The following is a 21,637-nucleotide window of genomic DNA, read 5'->3' as shown; positions in this document are numbered from 1 at the left end:
TTAATAATAAGTATATGAAAATGTAAAATCTAAGGGATTTACATGTTCTGATTTATTTCCTAAGAATTTAAATTCTCTGATTCTCAAATCTTTGTCCAAATACAATTGGTAAACTTCTTTTTGATTGCTTAAAATTGAATATTGGGTGTCAGATTGTTTTTTAACTTCTATAGTTTTGTCTTTTTTCAAAGAAACTTTTCCTGTTTTTACGTCTTCGAGGGAAGTAAATTCTTCCAAAACAAAAGGGATTTGGTAATTGAAATTACTAAAACAAATCTTGTTTATATCGTCTTGTTTGTATTGCGTGATTCTGCATTTGCCTTCGATCCGGTCTTTAAAAACCAATTTTCCATCGAGGTAACTTGTTTTGTATAAAATTTTATCTCGAAGTGTGTAAACGTCTAACATTCCTTTACTTGTTTCGACGTTCATCTTTCCTCCTGAATAATAGAATTTATTGGTTTTCTTTCCTTCAGAAGTTGTAAAAATTTCTTCTGAAATTAAATTTTCTTTGTACACATAATCAACTGTTATGTCTTCGCCTGAAAGTGCTCTGGAGACTTTCATTTGGGTTAAATTTCCATTTGAATCAAAAGAAAAATCCATCATGGTTTCTGAGCCGGACAAAACTTTGATGGTTTTGACTCCTTTTTCATTGACGGGAATGGCATTGATAAGGTGCTTGATTCCAAAATTTCCGAAAAAGAAGTTCTGTGTATAAGCTTCGTTAAACTTTACCGAATTCTCATCGGGCATAAAAGTTTTGAACTTGCTCACATCTGTTTTCCCTTGTGCGAAAAGGTTTACCGAAAGAACTAATATGATGATTTTTAATAAATTCAATTGAATGAAATCTAATTTAATTAAAGTGAAAAACTTTCTCCACAACCACAGGTGCGCTGTGCATTTGGGTTATTGAAGATAAATCCTTTTCCATTGAGTCCGCCTGAATATTCCAAAGTAGTTCCTACCAAATAAAGGAATGATTTTTTGTCAACTACGATTTTTACTCCTTTGTCTTCAAAGATTTTGTCTCCTTCTTTTTTCTCCTGATCGAATATCAGTTTGTAAGAAAGTCCTGAGCATCCGCCGCTTTCTACGCCTACTCTCACAAAGCTTTCTTCGATGGTCGTTCCATCTTCTTGCATCAATGATGCTATTTTGTTTTTTGCTGTATCTGAAACTTGTATCATTTTAATATGAATTTTGGACTACAAAGATACGACCGAAGAAGGGAATTTCCTTAATTTTTAATAAATTATAACAATTGCGTGATTGAAAGTACGGGATGCGTGATGTCTTATACTTGATGTTTGGTTTTGAAGGTTAGAAGTTGGGATTATTATCGGAGGATTGAAAGGTCAAATTATAAAATGCAATCTCAAAAACACAAAACGCTAATGCAAAAACATAAAAGGCTTCAGCGGGTAAATGATGGTGATGAACTGGTGGTGATGCTTTATAAAATACCACTGGATAAGGTGAGGGATCTGAAGACTTTGATTGTGAAGAAGGAGAGGGGCAAATTTGATTAATTTGACATGGATAAATATTTTATATTTGAGAGATATGTATAAGGTTCTTGTATGGAAAAAATTTGTGCTTCTATTTTTTTCATTTCATTTTATTCAGCATTTGGTCAAGATAATTTTGATAGTATTATCCTACGAAATAATGTGAAAGAAGTAAGAATATCAGATAGTAAAAATAAGGTTGTAAGTCTGACAAAATATGATTCGTTGGGTAAATTAATTTACAGATTATGGGATGACTTTACAGGACAAAATTCTTTAAAATCATCTATACCTAAGAGTTACGATAAAATAAGAGAATATCATTATGAATATGAATTCTATAAATGAATACTTATAAATAAGTTTTTTTTCCAATTTCGTAGTAAGGGATTTGGAAAACCTATAATACTTGATACTACTTTGAGATTTAAAAAAATTAATTTAATATGAAAAAAGCAGCTTTGTTAATTGCTTTGTGTTTGGCGGGTATTAATTCATTTGGTCAAATTGATAAACTAGAGAATTTTCGCAAAGAACTGATGTTGTATATGGATTATGATCAGCGTGCAACGGATGCAAAAAATGAGAGCGAAGCCAAGGAATTGAAGGAGAATGTCGAGAAGGTTTTCCGAAAGTTTGTGCTTGATAAGGAGAGCAAGAACACAGACCGTTTGAAAACAGAGGCGGAATCAAGTAATTATAGTTATTCATTCAGCAATGTAAAGCGGGAAAAGATGGTGCAATCTACGGAAAACAATGAGGATTTTAAGATTTCATTCTATGGAATGTATGATTATAAGTTGTCGAATTTTGTTTCGATTTACATACAGCCTTTTTTGTTGAGCAAAAATGAATTGTGTGTTTACTACTACAAGTTAAATGGTAAAGGAAAATATTTTGTAAAGGAAATTGACAGCAATAAAATTATTTTTACAAGTGAGGGTTTGACATCGAATGCGGCTGTAATCAAAATTCATCAAATAGATAAAAATCATGTTTTGATCATAGAAGACATGGGCGATGACGGCCAACGTGCGTTGGTAGTAAAAACCGAAAAAAAAGAATGGGCTGCAGTTGAGGGATTTAAAGGGAATTTGATAGAGCACAATAATGAAAAGAAATTTGCGGAAAGCCGGAAATATCTACGTTTGGTAAGCAATAAGACCATCCAAAATCATCAAAGCTTTGGCTTTCTGAAACAGAACGGAATCCGATATAATGAGGAGTTGAAAACGATTGTTTATTCTATTTCTGAAGATAATCTGACTTTCAAGGAAGCAAAATGGGAGGGGAAGTTATTTGTCATAGATGATTATTATTTGGGAGATCATCTGCCTGATGAACCTATGCCTTTTCCCGGTTAAATACATTAGTGATTGAATTAATTGGATATTACCACTACTTACAGCGGTGTTCAGTTTTGGGTGAAAATTTAATTTATATGAAAAATACATTCCGGGTTTTGATTGTACTGACTGTCTTTTCTTGCAAAGAAAATGTGGAAGATGCTGTTGAGCCGAATTTTGTTTCTGATACTGTCCATGAAATCCATAATGAACCTAATCCTAAAGAAAAATTTGATTTACCGTTTGAAATCGAGGGAGAATATAGTTTTGAAAATGATGTCGCAGATTGTAAAATGAGTCTTAATATCTTTTCTGTAAAAGGAATTTTGAAATATGAGTTGAAAACACGTGCACGTAATGTAAATGGCGATGCCGAAATTTCGAAGGAAGATAATGAGCAGTATTACCTCACTTTCAAAAATATAGAATGGAACGAAAGTAAGGGTTTCATAGACCCTGAGGGAAATATGCCTGAAGAAAATCTGCCGATTCCGACTGAAATAATGGCTGGTTTGAGGGACAATCAAATCATCTTTCAGAATTATGGGAATGCGGAGAATTATTACGTGATTCTGAAGGAGTGTGATGTGAAGTTTATTTATTTTGAGAAAGTTTAATGATAAATAATCAATGATATAATGACAAGAATTGTTTCTGTTTTATTAATTATTTTTCTTCTGAGCTGTCATAAAAATGAGCAGATGGAAACAACTAAGCACATGAATACGGTTGAAAATACAACATCAAACATTGATAGTTTATGGAATGTGGTGGTAAATAAAGATGGCTGTTTGACGGGAGGTCAATATTCTAAAAATGGAAAGTTTGGGAATGAGGGTTGTGTGATGGATAATTCGAAGGAGTGGAAAGCTTTATTTGAGGTTCAGAAATACAATTTATCCTATTACCTGCTGAGCAGATTGGACAAAACTGACACTACGATTGTACATACTTGTCCGTTTTTCATGGCTTCTGAGGGTGAATTGGCTGTTTACACCCTTCAACGACTTTATAATAAAAATTGGTATGATTTCGATGAATTTTCTGATTACTTAGCACGTTCCAATAAAAAACAAGAAATACCTGTAAGCAATAGAGATAATTTGCAGATTTGACTGCAGGAAGAGATTTTGATGAATGAATCTAAGCGTGAAGTGCTTAAAAGTTTGTGGAGAAATGAAATCGAAAAATAAGCCACCATATGGTAAGTAATGATACTGGAGTTTCGAAAAATCTATCGCTCCAAACTGAAAGAGCATGATGTGAAGTTTATTTATTTTGAAAGTTTAGACAGGAATATCTTTTATATTTCACACTTAGTAAACCGAGAATCACAATTGACAAAATGCTAAATGCTAATGGTATGAATCGTTTTTAGTTTTGAATTTAATTTTAATTTAAAACAATATGAAAGCAGTTCATTTATTTCAGTTTTTATTGGTGATTTTGTGTTTGAGTCTTACTTCTTGCCAAGAAGATGACAGCCCCAAAGAAGGACCCCAAGGCGAACAAGGTCCTGCGGGAGAGGATGGTGAAGACGGAAATGCGAATGTAATAGTTAGTGACTGGTTATTTGGCAGTGAGCGAAGGGACACAATAATTGATGCTTCTAACATCAATTATGTAAAGCTGGCGGCTCCGGAACTATCTGCTACTTACCTGAGCAACAGTACAATTTTGGTTTATATGAATTATGGCCCGGTTGTACCCCTTCCCTATACCAGCCATGCAGGAGGCATCGCCAACACAATCAGTTTCATACCTGCACCTAATAGAATTTTCATTACCCGTTTTACGCATGATAATTCAGGAAGTGTAATTCTTAGTTCAAGTTTAAGATACAGATACGTCATCATTCCTCCTTCACCTTCAGGAAAAAACGCAGGTGTAGATTTTTATGCGATGAGTTATGAGGAAGTGATAGATTATTTTGGATTGGAACAGTGATTTTCATATTTTTTTTTATTTTGACTCCGCAGATTTTAAAGGATTTGTGGAGTTTTTTATATAGAAAAAGACCATTTCTTACGAGATGGTCTTTGAATTAAATTATAAAATTGAAAATTATTTCTTGATGACTTTAAAAGTTTCAACTTGTCCGTTTTCCAAAACTGCTTTTACGATGTAGATTCCTGCAGATAGAGAAGAAATGTTGAATGTTGAATTGTTTGAATTTAATTTCTGGTTAAGGACTGTTTGTCCAGCCATGTTGTAAATCTCTACAGATTTAATGTTTTTCTCAGCGTTGATAGTCAACGTATTTTTAACCGGGTTTGGATAATAATTGAAATCAGATTTAGCAATGTCATCAATCCCTAATGAGCCACACTCACCGGAGATTTCAAATACCGTATCATATCCGATCGCCTGCCATGCTCCTCCATTGTCTGAAATGCGAGCGCTTCCGCCAATCGTTCCTTCTGAAGTTACTTCCCAATCAGATGAGTTCACATCACTCAAAGGCTGCAACCAATAAGTTCCTGCATTTAATACGATGGGAGAAGGCAAATCTAAAGTCACTTCAAATACAGTAAACATTTCAAAAGCGATTCCTACCTCAACTTCTGATGCAGGCACAATGTCAGCTACGGTATGGATAACATCTCCAGGGATTCCTGCATTGTCTGAGCGGATATTCAGTGTAACGTTTCCAATGCTTTCCAATGTCGTAAGAACATTTAACTTTACTTTTTGTGCATTGAAAGTTGTGCCTTCTTCAACAATAAAATCATCTGCGATAATGTAGCTATTGATTCCTGCAAAGCTGTAACCGTCTTCAAAACCGTTAGATATATTTGCTTGCGAACAGTTTCCACCTGTGCTACCGTCTTCACAAGTTGCATGTAGTTCGTAAAGAGATTCGATTCCTATTAACTCAAACCATTCGAAATTTGTTCCACTCATCGCAAGACCATGACCGATTGCCTCTTCCGCATAAGGATTTGCGCCCCACGCACGTGCATCGGAAACAACTTCCATCCAATATTTTGAATATTCTGAACCATCTAAAATAACAGGAGTATTTAGTCTAATCGTGAATGTTCTCAAATGCCCCAACTCAACATTGATATAAGTCAAAGTATCTTCGGCAATGATGTCGGTGTCCGTCACTTCAAAGAGCTGCTCTCCAGGGAGTCCTTCTGCGTCCGTATGAAATTTGAAATCGGCGAAAGTAACAGCCCCATTTTTGGCCAGACTAACTTTGATTTCATGAATGGTCATCGTCGTTCCTTCATCAACAGATACGTCCACTGCAACACGGTTACCGCTGTTACCACCAAGATAAGCACCGTTTGTCAAGTCATCGGGAATAGGGACATTTTGGTCGCAGGTTTCTAAAGTTTTATACAAAGCAGTAGAATTTGTATCTGAAGGACGGACATTTCCGTACAACAAACCATCATAATTTTGCGCCCATGATGTAAGGGAAGCAAATGTAAAAATCAAGGCGTAAATGTTTCTTCTCATTGTATCAATTTATTTAAATGTTTATGCCGCCTAAATTATCTTTAAAATCAAAGCAGAAAAAAGTTTGAGAAGTGAGATTGGAGAAAAAATTCAAGATTTTGAAAAAAATCTATTTTACAAAACACTTAAATTCAACATATTAAAAACCTTATTTTATTTCATCTTCTTTTTTAATCCATAAGACCTGAAAAAGAGAAAACTGACTAAAATGAGTAAAATTGCGCATGAAATTACAATCAACCAAGTCCGGTTTTTGGAATCTTCAGCGGAATTTTCTACAGATTTTGCAAGTTTTTGAACAGAATTTATTTCACTTTGATTGAATTCATCTAAAGCTTTTTTATAAAGTGAATCGTATTTGGAATAATTGTCCAGATTATTCATCTTGAAAAAATTATCTGCAAGCGATTTATAAATTTCTTTTTCCAATTCTTTCTGAGAAGAATTCTCTGAAATTTCTAAAGCTTGAAAAAGTGTTTGGTTTGATTTTTCAAATTTTTCCTGTCGGGAATAAACTTCTGCCAAACTGAGATAAGCAAAAGCATCAACGCCGTTTTGTTTATTGAGCGATGAAATTTTAATTACTTCCTGAAATGAAAATTCCGCCGAATCCAACTGATTATCTACAATCTGTACTCTTCCTTTGTGCGTAAGCGCAACGCCAGTATTGATTCTTCCTAATTCCTGATTTTTTGTTTTTTTAAAGATGGAAGTCGCTTTCGTAAATGCTTCAATTGCTTTTGTATATTCCGCATCACTTTCAAATAAATAGCCTTTCAGCAAATAAACATTTCCTTGGATGTGGTCCAAAGAATCTGGTAAAGGATGTTCGCGAATGATCTTTTCCGAACGTTCCAGCGCTTGCCAGGATTTTTCATTCAATTTTAAACGGAGATAATGATTTCCGAGAAAAGTACTGGCGTTGATTTGGTTGGGATACAATTTATTTTCTTCTGCGATTTTATAAGCGCGGCTGGCATAATCCAGCGATTTTTCATAATCTGGAATCATCACGTAAGCCTGTGCCAAAAGCATTAAATACCTAAATTCCATAGCAGGCTCATTGCCTGGATTCGCTAAAAATGCCTCTCCTATTTCTATGGATTTTAGAGGATTGGTATATACATTTTTCATCGCATCTTCAAGCAATTTTTCATTGGTTTTAATTTCCTGCGCGTGAACACTTAAAAAGCTGAAAAACAAAAGAAAAACAAAATACTTAATCCGCTTTGCGTTCATTTTTTAGAAATTTGATGAATGACAAAGGTGAAATTCCCGTCACGGATTTGAACACTGTACTGAAACTGCTTTGCGAGGAAAATCCACATTCCTGCGCCAGGTAAAACATTTTATAATTCAGGTATTTAGGTTCAGATTTCATTTTTTCGATGATGTAATTGATACGGTGTTCATTAATATATTGGTTAAAATTACAACCTTTATTTCGATTGATGATGTCGGAAAGATATTTGGTATTGGTATCAAGTGACTTTGCAAGGTTGGTCAACGAAATATCGGGCTGAATGAATTTTTGGGATTGCTCAAATTTCTCTAATTTCTTGAGCAAAAGCTGCTCTGTTTTTTCCGGGATTGAATTGGTTTTACCCAATTTTTCTCTCTGTTCTTCCTGATTTTTCTGCATTATGGCAAGAAAACGTTTGTAATCTCTTTTGGTTTTGAGATAATAAAAAACACCATACAAACTGAGCAAAACTAAAACTGTTAAAATCCAAAACAGATAATTTTCAAATACCGATTTCTCTTCTTTTCTCTGATTCTCGATATGTGAAATCACCAAATCACGGGCTTTGATTTTGCTTTGGTCAATTATGTTTTCGAGCTCATTTCTTTCGAGAATATTTTGTTTGTATAAATCTTTTTGGTTTGATTTTAAATAATATTTTGCCAATTTCTCGTGTAATTCCAATTGTAAAATCACGTCGGGATTTAACTTCAATAAAGAATCAGCTTTCATCAAATAATTTTCATTTTGCAAATAAGCTCTTGCTGAGAAAATTTTGCTTTTAGAATCAATAATTTCTTTTAAATATTTTTCAGAGGAATCTTGAGAAATTTCAATTAACTGAAATCTAAATTCATTTTTGAGCGAATTTCCAAAAATTTTCGTTGTATCGAGTTGATTGAAACCTAAATTTAAAAGTTTTAATTTTTCGTTTGAATTGTCTGAACGAATTGCTTTTTCTAATAAAATTTGAGGTTTAATATTATAATTGGAAAGAATTTCTTTTTGATTAAATCTTCCTAAATAATCATTTGATAAATCTTGAAATCCTAAAATGCGGTAATATTTTGACAAATAAATTTCAACCAAAAATTTCAAATCCGAATCTTTTTCATCAAGCAATTCTTGCGCGTGATAAATATAATTCATTACTGCAACGAAATCTCCTTTCAAATAAGAAGCATCTGCTAAAATTAATAACGACAAAATGCGATGCTCTTTCTCTGAGTTCGAATGATTGACAAAACTCAACAAACGTTGGGCTTCCTGTAAATTTTCGTAAATTAATTCCGAAGATTCTTGGAGTATTTTTTCATTTCTGGAAACAGATTGTGCCTGAAGCAGTGCCGATAACAAAAATAATATGATTAGTATTTTCAATTTCATCGGACGCCCACCCTCATCAAAACTTATAATTTACTTTAAACCTAATTTGCCCCTGACGCGTTTCAGAACTTCCCTAGCTACAAGTTGCGCTTTGTCAGAACCTTCCAAAAGAAATTTATCTAATTCGCCCTTGTTTTCCAAGTAATAATTGAATTTGGCTCTGGCTTCTCCATATTTCTCCAGCAAAACTTCCAGCAAAGCATTTTTGGCATGACCGTAACCATAACCGCCTTTTAGATAATTTTGACGCATTTCTTCGATTTGCTCTGGTGAAGCAACCAATTTATACAATGCAAAAACATTGTCGGTATCAGGATTTTTAGGATCTTCAAGTGGCGTACTGTCGGTTTGAATTCCCATTACTTGTTTTTTCAGTTCTTTTTCAGGAAGGAAAATATTGATGAAATTGTTTCTGGATTTGCTCATTTTTTGTCCATCCGCTCCCGGAACGATCATCACTTCTTCGCTGATTTTAGCTTGTGGCAAAACGAAAGTTTCACCCATCTGATGGTTAAATCTTTCGGCTACATCACGGGAAATTTCTAAATGCTGCAACTGGTCTTTCCCTACAGGAACGACTTCCGCATCATACAACAAAATGTCAGCGGCCATTAGAATCGGATAAGTAAACAATCCTGCATTTACATCAGAAAGGTAATCTTGTTTGTCTTTGAACGAATGCGCTAAAGTCAATCGTTGAAATGGAAAGAAATTCAACAAATACCACATGAGTTCCGTAACCTGCGGCACGTCAGACTGACGATAAAAAACTGCTTTTTCCGTATCTAAACCCAATGCAAGCCAACAAGCAGCTGTTTCGTAGGTGTTTTGTTTTAAAGTTTCTGCGTCTTTGATTTGAGTAAGCGAATGCAGGTCTGCTATGAAAATGAATGATTGTTCGCTGGACGCATTGTTCATCTCGATTGCAGGGGAAATCGCTCCTAAAATATTGCCTAAATGTGGCGTTCCTGTTGCTTGGATTCCGGTCAGTACTCTTGGCATTCTTAAATTATTTTAAATTTTGAATTATCAATTTTGAATGAATTATTGACAAAGATAATTTTGTCTGACACATGATGCAAGACATGAGAGACAAGATTTTTGAAAAATAAAATCTGTAAAGATTAATTAATGAATATTTAGTTCATTCCATTTCGTAACAAAAGGGACTTCGTATAAATTCATCTGGCTGATCAAATCTTCGATGGAATCGCTGATGAGCAGCATTCCTTTGTATTCTTGTTTTAACAACCCTGACGAAATCATAGTTTCAACCAATTGAATCAAGGGGTCGTAAAATCCGTTTACATTTAAAATACCGATGGGTTTTTGGTGTAAACTCAATTGTGCCCAAGTGAGGATTTCAAATAATTCTTCCATGGTTCCGAATCCGCCCGGCAATGCGATGAAAGCGTCGGATTTATCATGCATGAGCGCTTTTCGTTCGTGCATGGTTTTGACGGTAATTAATTCTGTGAGGGAAGCGTGTGCGATTTCTTTGGTTTTTAGGAATTCGGGAATGATACCGATTGCTTTTCCATTTTGTGAAAGAGTTCCTGCTGCTACTTTCCCCATCAAACCTACTTGTGCGCCGCCATAAATCAAAGCGATTTGATTTTCGGCAAGGAATTTTCCGAGCTCAAAGGCTGTTTCAGAATAAATCGGATCATTTCCTAAACTGGAGGCACAAAATACACAGATGGATTTCATATTAAAATTAGAAGTTAGAAATTAGAAGTGCGAAGTTAGAAATTCGCTTTTAATTCATTTTGCCAAAGTTATTTTAAATCTTTAGCTTGCGTACAACCATTGAATGATTTTTTGCATCTGAATAATAAATGAATCATCATGAAAAACTTACTTACATTCATATTTTTAATCCTATTACTTCAAAATATTCATGCGCAGACTCCACAGATTTTTTATAAAGAAAAATCAGAAATCGGGATTCCTGATGATTTTGGAAAGAAGAATTCTGAAAAGAAAATCACTCAAATAAAATTTAAAGATACCATTCAAAATATCATTTTAGTCAGAAAAAAAAATATTGCTACTGATGGAAATAATTTTTTGATTGATATTCCAATCAAGGCTGAAAAAATGCCGATTGGATTTTTTATCGAAGATGAAAAAATTCCTTTAGAATTATACTTTGACAGAAAATCTTTTTTACCTGCGCAGAATGAATTTTTCTTATTTACACCAGACTGGGAATTCCATAAAGAAATCATTGAAGAACAAAAAAGAACAGGCATACACATAAAAAATGCACATAGGCGGAAAGTTTACCATATCAAAAGAAACAATACCGGTTATAAAGTGGACAGCTTGATAGTGCCCGACAATACAAATATAACCTTCCGAAAGACTGAAACTGAAACAAATGCAATAAAATTCTACTATTCTGACTGCTATGGTTCAGTTTGTTGCACTAGAGATGACAAATGGGATTCATACGAAGCTATTCAAAACACAATCAAGGATTTTGAAAAACAAAATAATTTAATCATTCCTAAAAGCTCAAACAGCTTTGGTGAAGAAGGGGAACATTGCACTTCTTACAACCTAGATGAGTTTACAACTGAGCAAATATTATCATTTATAAAGGAAGTCAAAAGTGAAACTAGAGAACAATTTCCTCAAATCTATCTTCCTTCAATTATTGAATAATGAAATCAATCTTTTACATATCATTTGCAGTTTTAAGCAGTTTTTGTCTTGGGCAGCAGACTTTCCAATTCACCGATGGAGAATTAGAATACGTAACCAAAAAAACGGGAATTATTATCAAAAAGGATAATGAATACTATCAACTCCAACTCAACTTTCCTAGCAAAATTTCTGAAAAAGTAAATTTTAAGCTTGAAAAAACAAGCCTGGAAATACTTAAATCTGAAACCGAAGGGGAAACTATTTTTTATGCATCCGATATAAGTTCATATGATTTCAATAAAATAAAAAATGTAATGTTTACTGCAAAGGAAGATGATGAAATCCATCGCTTTTTTGCGTTAAATAATGAATCTATCATCCATAGCAGAACAGATTTCTATTTTGACAAAAAAAGGACTTATCCGGAATCTCAATCCTATTATTTTATCATAGATTTCGGTAATGGCAAAAAAATTCTTTGTTTTGAAAATTATACTACCAGCTTTATCATTTCGCATAAAAACAAATTAACACTTTTGCATAATTCTCCTTATGATAAAAGTAAAGTAAGTAAAATCGGAAAGTTAAAAGCAATCGACATAAACGGTGGAATTGGAAATTACATCACCGATACCCTAGCGGACAAAAAAATAATTTATAAAAATGTTTTTGGACAAAATGTATTGAATGACTCGTTTGATTCAATCTGTATAAAAAGTCCATTTATAGTAACTTATCAAAACAATAAAATCAATATTTATAATTCACGCCTTCAAAAACTTCCACTTAAAAATGTCAGGGCATTTTATGTAGAAAAATATTTTCCAATCCTTCAAATTCTTCAAAAAAACAAAGTCAGAAAAATCAATTTACTTGGAAAAAATTATAAAAGAGGAGATGGGCCTGATTTTGTTGATTTATCTTATATGTTTCCCGATAGAGAAGTCGAATTTAAAATTATCAAAAAAAATGATGATTTTTATATGAAATCAAATGGTGATGATTTTGATAAGTACCGTTGGATTTCAAAAGATACCACATTTTATAACTATGAACATAAAGTTACCGGAAAACTGTATCATGCTGCTCAATATGATTCAATAAGATACTTTGATGATTTTATGGAAACAATGACACTTTACTCAGAAGCTGATTATAAAAAATCATATCCTATTTTGCTTTATTGTAAATTAAAAAATGGAAAATATGATCTGAGTACAATTGAATATTTACTATTAGAAAACCCACCTGAAAATATCATTCGCATTAACAACGAATTACCTAAAAATTTAGACCAAGTAATTCCGATAGACCAAGATACATATAGGATTGAGAAAGATGGACTCTCTACATATTATCCCATAATAAAAGAAATTAAGTATAAAAAATTAGGAGTTCTTGATAGAAATTTCGCCCGCTTCACACTTCCCAACGGTCAAAAAGGCTGGCTAGATAAAGAAGGCAATGAATATTTAGATGAATAATGATATTCAATTCACAATCGCATCATACAAAGCCTGCCTTATATTTTCGCGGTATTTTTTATTGGCAAGTGAATTATTATCTACCGAAGGATTGACACGATTGGACAAAAATACATAAACGAGCTGCTTATCTGGATCTACCCAAACCATCGTTCCTGTAAATCCGGTGTGCCCGAATCCGTGGTTATTTTTATCGGCAAGTTTGTCGAACCCCGCTCCTCGCCTGTTTCCGGAATATTGGTCTTTTGTGAATTCATTGATCGCTTCGGGATTTAGGATTTTCACACCGCCGTAAGTACCACCATTGAGGTACATCTGCATCATTTTGGATAAATCCTGCGCGGTGGAGAAAAGTCCGGCATGACCAGCAATTCCGCCCATCATTGCTGCACCTTCGTCCTGAACATAGCCGTGCAATAATTGATTTCTGTAGGTTCTATCTTTTGCGGTCGGAATGATTTGGTCTTTAGAGAACTTATCTAATGGATTATAAGCAGTACTGTACATCCCCAAAGGTTTGTAGAAAGATTCCTGCGCTAGCGAATCCAGATTTTTTTCGTATTTAGTTTCTAAATAATCCTGAAACAAATAATACCCCAAATCGCTGTATTCGTACTTCTTTGCTCCCAACGGTGCATACAAAATATCATCCATGATGGTATCTTTGATGGAACCGATGATGTAGATATTATCGGTCACTTTTATCGGATGTTCTTCATCTTGTTTGCGCGAATAATAATCGAGGTACAATCTTGCATTTTTCACATTGACAGATTCCTTGTAAAACCCAATCCACGGTGGAAGTCCGGCTTGATGAGCGAGAATTTCTCTCAGTTTTAAATTGGCTTTGTTGGTAGAATTTGCTCTTGGCAAAATACTGGAAAGATTTTGGTCTAAATGCATAGCTCCATCGCTCACTTCCTTCATCAGCAAAGGCAAAGTTGCAGTTACTTTGGTGACGGAAGCGACATCGTAAATATCTTTAGTGCTTACTTTTTTTTTTCGTTCGGTACTTTCGTATCCAAATGCTTTGTCGTAAATCACTTTTCCTTTTCGAATGGCTACGATTTGCAACCCCGGAGTCGCTCCCTGATCAATGGCACTTTGAGCGATTTGGTCTATTTTATAAATGACATCAGCATTCATTCCAACCGCTTCGGGTTCGGCAAAACCTAGACGCTGGATTCCGCTTATTGAAACTGAATTTCCAAATTTCCATTGGTCATTTACATCGACTGGTAATTTTCCGTTGGCGCTCATCGCTCCAAAAATCACACCTGCAGCAATGTCTTGTGTTGTATTTAAATTCTGGTAAAAAACCAAAACGGATTTTGTCTGGCTTACATCTAAATCCATCAAAGCATAAGGACTTCCGAACAAGGATAAAATGGTTGAATTCTGTGCTGAAACGGATTTGATAATCGATTTGGAAGCATCGGAAATTTTATAACTTTTGTAAGCCGTTTCGTTTGATTTATGCAAACCGATGATTACATAATCGTAATCTTTTAATTTTGAAACTTCAGAAGCCGACTTGATATTGACCAAATCTACCGGAACATGAAACTGCAAACGGTCGTAAAAATTCTGATATTCTGCTTCTTCCAAAGGAACGTAAGCAACCTTGATTTTGTCTAAATTTTTAATAGGAATTAAATTTTCTTCGTTTTTGAGAACCGTTGCTGCATTTTCATACAATTTAGCAATCAATTCTTTGTATTTCACATGGTTTAAATCCTGAATTAAATTTTTATTATCCAATGGTTTATATATGTTTAAGCCAACATAATATTTCGCCATCAGTATTTTTTTAACGCTTTCTGCCAAGCGTTCTTCCGTGATTTCTCCTGAATTAATTTTGGCAATTATTTTTTCTTTTCCGGTTTTTACCGCTTGGGAAAAAAGTAAAATATCATTTCCCGCTTCAAATGCCAGCGCATCTACTTCTCCCGCCGGATACGCTTTGGCAACACCATCCATATTCAAAGCATCGGTGATGATTAAACCTTTAAAGTTCATTTGATTTTTAAGTAAATCCGTAATGATTTTTTTAGACAAAGAAGAAGGAATTTTCGGGTCGGGCTCTAAAGTCGGAACGCTCAAATGCGCCACCATAATCGAAGCAACTCCTGCATCAATTAATTGCTTGAACGGTGCCAATTCTACTGAATTTAACCTTTGCAAATCGTGCCCTACAACGGGCATTGTATAATGCGAATCTGTACTCGTATCGCCATGCCCGGGAAAATGCTTGGCAGAAGCAAGAACTTTCTTTTCTTTCATTCCATTCATGTACGCAATTCCTTTCTGAGCGACATTGCTGACATCGGAACCATAAGAACGGTTCCCAATAATCGGATTTTTGGGATTGGTATTGACATCGACCACCGGAGCAAAATTAAAGTTTACGCCCATTCGATTGGATTGCTCACCGATGGCAACGCCCATTTCTTTTACCAAATTATTGTCCTGAATGGCACCGATTCCCATTGCCCAGGGATAACGGGTAACATCTTTCAATCGCATTGCCAGTCCCCATTCGGCATCCATTCCAATTAGCAAAGGAATTTTAGCAACTTTGTTGTATCGGTTGGTCAAATCAACTTGTTTCAAAGCATCGTCCTGCATAAAAATCAAACCGCCAATGGCTTCGGTTTTTACGAGATTTTCAATTTCTAATTCATGTGCTGCATCTTTGTTGGAATAAGCCGCGACGATGAATAACTGCCCTACTTTTTCTTCCAAAGTCATGGCATTGTATTTATCATTGACCCATTTCATCTGCAAAGAATCAACATAAAACGGGGAATCCTGCTGTGCATTTATAGATTGAATCAAAAACAGAAAGGTAAAAACTGCAAAAAACTTCTTCATTAAATTTTATTTAGTTTGAAATCAGAACAAATTTCTTTCCAAAAAACGTGAAATTTATTTAGAATTGAAAATGAATTTGAATTTGGCTTAAAATTAAATTTAAGCCAAATCTACCATGACATAGTGAAATGCCTGAACATATGGCCACCTCCAATGCCAATGGAAACAAAAGGATAAACCTTATTTACAGCCATTGCATAATCTACCCCTGCTTTGGCGTAAAATAAACTCGATAGCTCGAAATAAATATGCGGTGTAAGGCGAATCTGACTGTCAAATTCCTTGTTGAAATCAAACAGATATCCCGCTGTCAATCCACCGTAGATGAGATATGATTTATTTTTATCGTCAACCAGATACATGATTCCAGTCACTTGAGGCTGCAATCCGGAAGGAGCTTGATCGTTGGAAGTTGTATAATCCACGCCGAAAGCCAAATCAAATTTATAATTTGAATCAAATTTAATGGGAATATTGGCAGTTGCCTGAAACATAAATTTTTTATCGAATTTGGTTCCGACACCGATGAATTGTGCATTAACTATTAAATTACCCGCAATAAACAGAATTAAACTTAGAGTTTTCATGTTCAATTTAAATTATAAATTCAATTCCAAAATGCCTTCGGTTGCTTTCTTTTGGATCACTTTTATGTTTGGATTATTGGGAACTGAAACGGAATTCGGATCGATTACATAAATCGGTTTTCCACGTTCCATATAATCAATAAGCGAAGCCGCCGGATAAACCTGCAGCGAAGTCCCAATTACCAACATTATGTCTGCATCTGAAACTTCATCAATTGCGCGTTCCATCATCGGAACCATTTCACCAAACCAAACGATATGCGGACGCAATTGTGCGCCGTCTTCCGCTAAATCACCGAGATGTATATCTTCTGTCCAATCAACAGCTAAATTTTCATTTTCCACGCTTCTTGCTCTTAACAATTCTCCATGTAAGTGAAGGACATTGGATGAACCCGCCATTTCATGCAGATTGTCAACATTTTGGGTAATAATTACAACTTTGTATTTTTTTTCTAAATCTTTCAGAAAATAATGGGCTGAATTCGGTTTTACTTCTTTGAGTTGTTTTCTGCGCTGGTTGTAAAAATTTAAAACCAATTCCGGGTTTTTGCGCCACCCTTCCAGCGAAGCAACTTCCATGATGTCATGATTTTCCCATAAACCGTTAGCATCACGAAAGGTTGAAATTCCACTTTCTGCACTAATTCCAGCTCCTGTCAAAACAACTATCTTTTTCATTTTTTAAATTAATTCAACTAAAATAATGATTTAAATATTGGATAAAAATTTAAATTTGAAGAAACTTAACCTTATGAAATATAGCGTTCTTATTTTTATAATACTATTTCAAATTTCCTGCGCGCAAGAATCTAATTCATTCAAAAATGAATATCCTAATCGTCATATTGGCGATATAGAATTTGATTCAAAACTTGATAATCCTGATTTTAAGCTGTGCTATCCTGAAAATGTATTTCAATATTTCAATTGGGGTGACGGATTGGAATTCGAAGAAGAAAAAATCAAAATTGATAATATATTCTCAGAAAAATATAATCCAAAGTCTGCAAAAAAGGAATCAGGTTCAATCAGAATTCGTTTCATTGTAAATTGCAAAGGTGAAACTGACCGATTTAGAATTATAGGATCAGATGAAAACTATCAAGAAAAAGAATTTGACAAATCCATTACCGATCAACTTCTATCAATCATAAAAAGTTTGAATGGTTGGAAATTAAAATATTTTAGAGAAAATGAAAATCAACCAATTGATTACTACCAATATCTGATTTTTAAAATCGAAAATGGTCAAATCGTAAAAATCCTACCATGAAAAACCTAATCTTATTCTTAATTCCTTTTACAATTTTTGCTCAGGAAAACTGCAATTATTTTAAGATGATGGGTGATAATCAAAAATATGAAGCTTGTATAATGTATGAGGATTTGTCGGCCAAAGGTTATTATCAGTTTCAAAAAGAATGGATGGAAGGTCTTGATAAAATTTTAGAAAAACATCCAGACTACGCAAAAGCCCACCATGAGAAATCTATACCTTATTTAAAATCGGGAGATTTTGTAAACTGGAAAATCAACATCGACAAAGCGGTAAAATATGATGCTGAAAATTATTTAGGTTTTAGAGGAAGTGTAAAAGCTAAATTTTTTGGTGACAACATTGGCGCAATTGCAGACATAGATTCTTTGGACAAAATCCGTGATTACGATTTAGGCATGACCAATAACGGGGATTATCATTTGAACATCGTCAAAGCAATCTGTTACAGTCAATTAGATCAAAAAGAAAAAGCAATCGAAATTTTTGAAAAACAATTAGCCGATGAAACCCACACGATCGGTTTGTATGATTATTACCAATTGGGCGTAACCTATTTTGAAATCAAGAGTTACGAAAAAGCTTTGCAAGAATTTCAAAAACAATTGACAGAAAACGAAAATGCAGAAACGCATTATTATCTCGGACAGATTTATAAAAATTTAAACCAACAAGAAAAATACTTTCAACACAAAGAAAAAGCAATTGATTTTTATAAAAAAGGAATAATCATGCGAGACCCTTACAATGAACATATCAATAAAGTTTACCTCGAAACCATTCACAAAAATTGATAAAAATTTCAGATTTTATCAAAAATACCAAAATCTTGGTATATCACAATTCAACTGCGGACCCTATCTTTGCCTCAGGTTTAGGTTGGTTAAAAGATACCGTCATTCTCTAGAGAGTGACGGTATTTTTGTTTTCAGTCAATAGTTATATTTATTTTTTAAATTTGAATCAAATAAATCCGACATGATGAGATACTTTGCATACTTGATTGTTTTTCCTTTTTTGATTTCCTGCAACACCGGAAATAATTCCATCAGCTATAACGACACGATTATCGAGCCACAGCTGGAAGTCATTACAAAGTTAGATTCCATTTATGCCGGTCCTGAAGTTTCTGTTGAAGACATAAAAAAACACAGAATAGAACTTGTAAAAGAAATTAATGAAGCCATGGATGAAATCAGAAATCTTAAGGATTTCAAAGGAAATACGGCTTTCAAAGAAACTGCTATGAAATATTTTTCACACTTGAATTTCTTGTATGGAAAAACAAATAACATCGACAGTTTGATTTATAATATCAATTCTCCAGAAAGAGCCGAAAAAATGAAACCTGAGGATTTTGAATTGATGGACAGAGAAACCCAAAAATACCTCGAGTTGGAAGAAGCTTTACTCGCCGAACAGAAAAAATTTGCAGAGCAGTTCAATATGCGTCTTGAGTATTAATTATGTTTGTAATTGTACTTTCATGGCTTTTTGCAAAGAATTTCAGAGGATTGGCCATCTATCCTTTTATATTTTTACGTGATAAAGAACTCAAGGAAAATAAAAAAATCATCAATCACGAAAAAATTCATTTGCGCCAGCAGATAGAAATGCTTTGGATTTTCTTTTTCATTTGGTATGGAATTGAATTCCTGGTAAGATGGATTCAATTCAAAAATCCAAATGTTGCTTATTTCAACATCAGTTTTGAAAAAGAAGCTTATACCAATGAAATTGATTTTGAGTTTTTGAAGAAAAGGAATTTTTGGAATTTTATTAAATATTTATGATTCAGTTCCCTGAAATACAATCCCGGGTTCAATTCATTACAAAAATAAATGAAATCGAATTGCATATCCTTCGCGAAGATGAAATTCATGCAACTATTTCAGGAAATAAATTCCGAAAACTCCAATACAATCTGCAAGAATTTCAAAAAGGGAATTACGATTCCATTTTGACTTTTGGAGGTGCTTATTCCAATCACATTTCCGCTGTATCAGCAGCTGGAAAAGAATTCGGACTCAAAACCATCGGCATCATTCGCGGCGAAGAAATTGAGGACAAAATCAATGAAAATTCAACTTTGACTTTTGCACAAAACTGCGGAATGAAACTCCATTTCATTTCAAGAGAAAATTACAGAAATAAAGCCGAAGACAATTTCATTCAAAATTTAAAAAACAAATTCGGCAATTTTTATCTTTTGCCCGAGGGCGGAACGAATGAATTGGCGGTGAAAGGCTGCGAAGAAATTTTAGGAGAACATACTTCTAATTTTGATTTTATTTGTTGTGCAATCGGCACGGGCGGAACGATTTCGGGAATAATTAATTCGTCTGAAAAACATCAAAAAACCTTAGGATTTCCTGCTTTGAAAAATTCCGAATTTCTTAAAAATGAAATAAATAAATTTACTTCGCGTTCCAATTGGGAACTGATTTCTGATTTTCATTTTGGCGGATATGCAAAAGTGAATGAAGAATTATTAGATTTCATTAACGAATTCAAATCCCGATTTGACGTAAATTTGGAACCGATTTATACCGGAAAAATGTTTTACGGAATTTTTGAATTGATTCAAAAACAATTTTTTCCAAAAGGAAGCAAAATTCTAGCCGTTCACACAGGTGGTTTGCAAGGAATTGAAGGAATGAACAAAAAATTAGAATTAAAAAATAAAACAATTATAAAATGATTAAAAAATTAGCACTGTTAACTTTTTTATTATTGTTTTCAATAAAAAATTTCGCGCAAGAATCCAAAGATATCGAGTACATCAGATTGTATGCAAAACTCGCGGTTGAGGAAATGCACTTATACAAAATCCCTGCGAGCATAACACTTTCACAAGGAATTTTAGAAACGGGAGGAGGACAAAGCCGATTGGCTGAAAAAGGATTGAATCATTTCGGAATCAAATGTAAAACCGAATGGACCGGGAAAACGATGAGCCACACAGACGATGCGCCGAACGAATGTTTCCGCGTTTACAATTCAGTTCAGGAAAGTTACCGCGACCATTCAAAATTTTTGGCTGAGCGTCCTTATTACAAAGATTTGTTCAAACTGGATATCCTCGATTACAAAGCTTGGGCGCATGGTTTGAAAAAGGCCGGGTATGCAACCAATCCGAAGTATGCGGGTATTTTGATTTCAAGAATTGAAAAATATAATTTAGATAAGTTTGACAAATTGCTCCCCCACGAAGTGGAAAAGAAATTGATTGAAATGTTTGGTCCTTCTTCCACAAAATCATTGACCGGAATGACAGATGCCACGGAAACTGCAGGAGAAGTAATTGCTGCCGTAATTCCTGACCCGATTTCCAAAACCGTAGAAGAAACAATTGAGCAAACGACCAAAACCATCGAAGTTGCAAAACGCGAAGACAACCCGATGATGCGCATCAAAAAACACGCAAACGGTATCCAATACATAATTGCTTATGACGGAGAATCTATTTCGAAACTGGCTAATCTGTATGAAATCAGTCCTAAAAAATTAGCTTCATTCAATGAACTTCCTGAAAATGGAAAACTCACTCCTGGGCAATTTGTTTTCCTTGATAAAAAGAAAACTACAGGAAAAGAGAAATTTTATAAAGTTCAGCAAGGCGACAATATGTATTTGATTTCTCAAAAAGTGGGAATGAAAATCGGAAAACTGTATAGTTTTAACAAAATAAAAGCAGGACAACAACCCAAAGCAGGAACTGTTCTGAATTTGAAAACTAAGAAAAAATAACTCCTTACTGTTAATCTCATTGCTAATATAAATTAAATCAGTAACTTCGTCATT

The 21,637-nt window shown here is 34.1% G+C and carries 24 protein-coding genes; 14 read left to right on the top strand and 10 right to left on the bottom strand.

Annotated elements, in window-relative coordinates:
- Both B8977_RS06890 and B8977_RS06885 read right to left on the bottom strand, forming a co-directional pair.
- Entirely contained in the window at positions 1 to 843 is an 843-nt protein-coding gene (locus B8977_RS06890; protein ID WP_143736368.1) for a hypothetical protein, read from the bottom strand.
- Positions 844 to 863: 20 nt separating this feature from the next.
- Positions 864 to 1,193 carry a HesB/IscA family protein gene (locus tag B8977_RS06885; protein WP_084016961.1) on the bottom strand — a complete coding sequence of 110 codons (330 nt, stop codon included), beginning with the start codon at positions 1,191 to 1,193 and terminating at the stop codon, positions 864 to 866.
- Positions 1,194 to 1,400: 207 nt separating this feature from the next.
- Here B8977_RS06885 and B8977_RS15270 point away from each other — a divergent pair, with 207 nt between their 5' ends.
- The 6 genes from B8977_RS15270 to B8977_RS06860 all read left to right on the top strand — a co-directional run bounded on the left by B8977_RS15270 (position 1,401) and on the right by B8977_RS06860 (position 4,807).
- Complete coding sequence (locus B8977_RS15270; protein WP_262494078.1) at positions 1,401 to 1,535, top strand: hypothetical protein; 135 nt, start codon at positions 1,401 to 1,403, stop codon at positions 1,533 to 1,535.
- A gap of 51 nt (positions 1,536 to 1,586) precedes the next feature.
- Positions 1,587 to 1,862 carry a hypothetical protein gene (locus tag B8977_RS06880; RefSeq protein WP_084016960.1) on the top strand — a complete coding sequence of 92 codons (276 nt, stop codon included), beginning with the start codon at positions 1,587 to 1,589 and terminating at the stop codon, positions 1,860 to 1,862.
- Between the two features lie 98 nt (positions 1,863 to 1,960).
- The gene (locus tag B8977_RS06875; RefSeq protein WP_084016959.1) at positions 1,961 to 2,878 is read left to right on the top strand and encodes a hypothetical protein; all 918 of its coding nucleotides are present in this window, start codon (positions 1,961 to 1,963) and stop codon (positions 2,876 to 2,878) included.
- 77 nt (positions 2,879 to 2,955) lie between these two features.
- Positions 2,956 to 3,477, top strand: a complete 522-nt coding sequence (locus tag B8977_RS06870) for a hypothetical protein (RefSeq protein ID WP_084016958.1) — start codon at positions 2,956 to 2,958, stop codon at positions 3,475 to 3,477.
- An 84-nt stretch (positions 3,478 to 3,561) separates the two neighbouring features.
- The gene (locus B8977_RS06865; protein WP_143736366.1) at positions 3,562 to 3,975 is read left to right on the top strand and encodes a hypothetical protein; all 414 of its coding nucleotides are present in this window, start codon (positions 3,562 to 3,564) and stop codon (positions 3,973 to 3,975) included.
- 292 nt (positions 3,976 to 4,267) lie between these two features.
- Positions 4,268 to 4,807, top strand: a complete 540-nt coding sequence (locus tag B8977_RS06860) for a hypothetical protein (RefSeq protein WP_084016956.1) — start codon at positions 4,268 to 4,270, stop codon at positions 4,805 to 4,807.
- A gap of 117 nt (positions 4,808 to 4,924) precedes the next feature.
- On the opposite strand, the gene B8977_RS06855 is transcribed toward B8977_RS06860, so the two are convergent.
- The 5 genes from B8977_RS06855 to B8977_RS06835 form a co-directional block, all read right to left on the bottom strand.
- Positions 4,925 to 6,328, bottom strand: coding sequence for a T9SS type A sorting domain-containing protein (locus B8977_RS06855; RefSeq protein WP_084016955.1), 1,404 nt, complete (start codon positions 6,326 to 6,328; stop codon positions 4,925 to 4,927).
- Between the two features lie 153 nt (positions 6,329 to 6,481).
- Positions 6,482 to 7,567 (bottom strand): tetratricopeptide repeat protein, encoded by a 1,086-nt coding sequence (locus B8977_RS06850; RefSeq protein WP_084016954.1) that lies wholly within the window; start codon positions 7,565 to 7,567, stop codon positions 6,482 to 6,484.
- Positions 7,548 to 8,951, bottom strand: a complete 1,404-nt coding sequence (locus tag B8977_RS06845; RefSeq protein ID WP_159447466.1) for a helix-turn-helix domain-containing protein — start codon at positions 8,949 to 8,951, stop codon at positions 7,548 to 7,550. The genes B8977_RS06850 and B8977_RS06845 overlap by 20 nt, the downstream gene beginning before the upstream one ends.
- 36 nt (positions 8,952 to 8,987) lie before the next feature.
- Positions 8,988 to 9,959 (bottom strand): tryptophan--tRNA ligase, encoded by a 972-nt coding sequence (trpS, locus tag B8977_RS06840; RefSeq protein WP_084016952.1) that lies wholly within the window; start codon positions 9,957 to 9,959, stop codon positions 8,988 to 8,990.
- Between the two features lie 126 nt (positions 9,960 to 10,085).
- Complete coding sequence (locus B8977_RS06835) at positions 10,086 to 10,667, bottom strand: LOG family protein (RefSeq protein ID WP_084016951.1); 582 nt, start codon at positions 10,665 to 10,667, stop codon at positions 10,086 to 10,088.
- Positions 10,668 to 10,805: 138 nt separating this feature from the next.
- Here B8977_RS06835 and B8977_RS06830 point away from each other — a divergent pair, with 138 nt between their 5' ends.
- Together B8977_RS06830 and B8977_RS06825 are read left to right on the top strand one after the other, a co-directional pair.
- Positions 10,806 to 11,627: a hypothetical protein gene (locus tag B8977_RS06830; protein WP_084016950.1), complete on the top strand. Its 822-nt coding sequence runs from the start codon at positions 10,806 to 10,808 to the stop codon at positions 11,625 to 11,627.
- On the top strand, positions 11,627 to 13,093 hold the full coding sequence (locus B8977_RS06825) for a hypothetical protein (RefSeq protein ID WP_084016949.1): 1,467 nt from the start codon (positions 11,627 to 11,629) through the stop codon (positions 13,091 to 13,093). The genes B8977_RS06830 and B8977_RS06825 overlap by 1 nt, the downstream gene beginning before the upstream one ends.
- A gap of 6 nt (positions 13,094 to 13,099) precedes the next feature.
- Here the strand turns inward: B8977_RS06825 and B8977_RS06820 are convergent, their stop codons facing one another.
- The 3 genes from B8977_RS06820 to B8977_RS06810 all read right to left on the bottom strand — a co-directional run bounded on the left by B8977_RS06820 (position 13,100) and on the right by B8977_RS06810 (position 17,235).
- The gene (locus B8977_RS06820; RefSeq protein ID WP_084016948.1) at positions 13,100 to 15,967 is read right to left on the bottom strand and encodes a serine hydrolase domain-containing protein; all 2,868 of its coding nucleotides are present in this window, start codon (positions 15,965 to 15,967) and stop codon (positions 13,100 to 13,102) included.
- A 110-nt stretch (positions 15,968 to 16,077) separates the two neighbouring features.
- Positions 16,078 to 16,554 carry a hypothetical protein gene (locus B8977_RS06815; protein ID WP_084016947.1) on the bottom strand — a complete coding sequence of 159 codons (477 nt, stop codon included), beginning with the start codon at positions 16,552 to 16,554 and terminating at the stop codon, positions 16,078 to 16,080.
- Positions 16,555 to 16,566: 12 nt separating this feature from the next.
- Positions 16,567 to 17,235 carry an SIR2 family NAD-dependent protein deacylase gene (locus B8977_RS06810; RefSeq protein WP_084016946.1) on the bottom strand — a complete coding sequence of 223 codons (669 nt, stop codon included), beginning with the start codon at positions 17,233 to 17,235 and terminating at the stop codon, positions 16,567 to 16,569.
- A gap of 73 nt (positions 17,236 to 17,308) precedes the next feature.
- Here B8977_RS06810 and B8977_RS06805 point away from each other — a divergent pair, with 73 nt between their 5' ends.
- From B8977_RS06805 to B8977_RS06780, 6 genes are all read left to right on the top strand, one after another.
- The gene (locus tag B8977_RS06805; protein WP_084016945.1) at positions 17,309 to 17,830 is read left to right on the top strand and encodes a hypothetical protein; all 522 of its coding nucleotides are present in this window, start codon (positions 17,309 to 17,311) and stop codon (positions 17,828 to 17,830) included.
- Positions 17,827 to 18,627 (top strand): tetratricopeptide repeat protein, encoded by an 801-nt coding sequence (locus tag B8977_RS06800; RefSeq protein ID WP_084016944.1) that lies wholly within the window; start codon positions 17,827 to 17,829, stop codon positions 18,625 to 18,627. Before B8977_RS06805 ends, B8977_RS06800 begins: the two co-directional genes overlap by 4 nt.
- 184 nt (positions 18,628 to 18,811) lie before the next feature.
- Entirely contained in the window at positions 18,812 to 19,297 is a 486-nt protein-coding gene (locus tag B8977_RS06795) for an LIC11966 family surface protein (protein ID WP_084016943.1), read from the top strand.
- A gap of 2 nt (positions 19,298 to 19,299) precedes the next feature.
- Positions 19,300 to 19,626, top strand: coding sequence for a hypothetical protein (locus B8977_RS06790; RefSeq protein WP_084016942.1), 327 nt, complete (start codon positions 19,300 to 19,302; stop codon positions 19,624 to 19,626).
- A complete protein-coding gene (locus B8977_RS06785; protein ID WP_084016941.1) occupies positions 19,623 to 20,534 on the top strand; it encodes a 1-aminocyclopropane-1-carboxylate deaminase/D-cysteine desulfhydrase in 912 nt (303 codons plus the stop codon). Before B8977_RS06790 ends, B8977_RS06785 begins: the two co-directional genes overlap by 4 nt.
- Complete coding sequence (locus B8977_RS06780; protein WP_245828480.1) at positions 20,531 to 21,583, top strand: glucosaminidase domain-containing protein; 1,053 nt, start codon at positions 20,531 to 20,533, stop codon at positions 21,581 to 21,583. The genes B8977_RS06785 and B8977_RS06780 overlap by 4 nt, the downstream gene beginning before the upstream one ends.
- The last annotated feature ends 54 nt before the right edge of the window (positions 21,584 to 21,637 follow it).

It is taken from the genome of Moheibacter sediminis, assembly GCF_900176425.1.
Classification (GTDB): Bacteria; Bacteroidota; Bacteroidia; order Flavobacteriales; family Weeksellaceae; genus Moheibacter; species Moheibacter sediminis.
The sequence above is the reverse complement of the archived record's forward strand: the minus strand, read 5'-3'. Positions and strand labels throughout refer to the sequence as shown.